Below are 964 nucleotides of genomic sequence, written 5' to 3'. Positions count from 1 at the left end.
GTCCTTGCGCGACTCCTCCTGGCCGGTGCAGATGGTGAAGGTCAGGGTGTCGATGAGGATGTCCGACTCGCGGATGCCCCAGTTCCCGGTGAGGTCGGCGATCAGCCGTTCCGCGATCTCGACCTTCTTCTCCGCCGTCCGCGCCTGCCCCTCCTCGTCGATCGTCAGGGCCATCAGCGCCGCGCCGTGCTCCCGCGCCAGCGCCGTGACCTGCGCGAACCGCGACTCGGGGCCGTCACCGTCCTCGTAGTTGACCGAGTTGAGCACCGCACGGCCGCCCAGTTTCTCCAGGCCGGCCCGCAGCACGCCGACCTCGGTGGAGTCCAGGACGATCGGCAGCGTGGAGGCGGTGGCGAAGCGGCCGGCGAGCTCCGCCATGTCGGCGGCGCCGTCCCGGCCCACGTAGTCCACGCACAGGTCGAGCATGTGCGCGCCCTCGCGGATCTGGTCGCGGGCCATCTCGACGCAGTCGTCCCAGCGGCCCTCCAGCATGGCCTCGCGGAACTTCTTCGAGCCGTTGGCGTTCGTCCGCTCGCCGATGGCGAGGTACGAGGTGTCCTGCCGGAACGGCACGTGGCTGTACAGGGACGCCGCGCCCGGCTCCGACTCGGGCGTCCGCGCCGGCACGGCCGCGCCCCGCACCCGGTCCACGATCTCCCGCAGGTGCTCGGGCGTCGTGCCGCAGCAGCCGCCGACCAGGGCGGGGCCGTAGTCCCGGACGAACGCCTCCTGGGCGTCCGCCAGCTCCCGAGGGGTCAGCGGGTAGTGCGCGCCGTCCGAGGTGAGCACGGGCAGGCCCGCGTTGGGCATGACGGAGACGGGGATGCGGGCGTGCCGGGACAGGTGGCGCAGGTGCTCGGCCATCTCGGCCGGGCCGGTGGCGCAGTTCAGGCCGATCATGTCGATGCCGAGCGGTTCCAGGGCGGTCAGCGCCGCCCCGATCTCCGAGCCGAGCAGCATCGTG

The 964-nt window shown here is 72.6% G+C and carries 1 protein-coding gene; it reads right to left on the bottom strand.

Annotated features, from left to right (window positions below; translation table 11 throughout):
• Nucleotides 1-964: dihydropteroate synthase (locus ESG85_RS04850; RefSeq protein ID WP_164986167.1), on the bottom strand; the 964-nt coding region annotated here is incomplete at both ends.

This window comes from Streptomyces roseicoloratus, assembly GCF_004117935.1.
Classification (GTDB): Bacteria; Actinomycetota; Actinomycetes; order Streptomycetales; family Streptomycetaceae; genus Streptomyces; species Streptomyces roseicoloratus.
The sequence above is the reverse complement of the archived record's forward strand: the minus strand, read 5'-3'. Positions and strand labels throughout refer to the sequence as shown.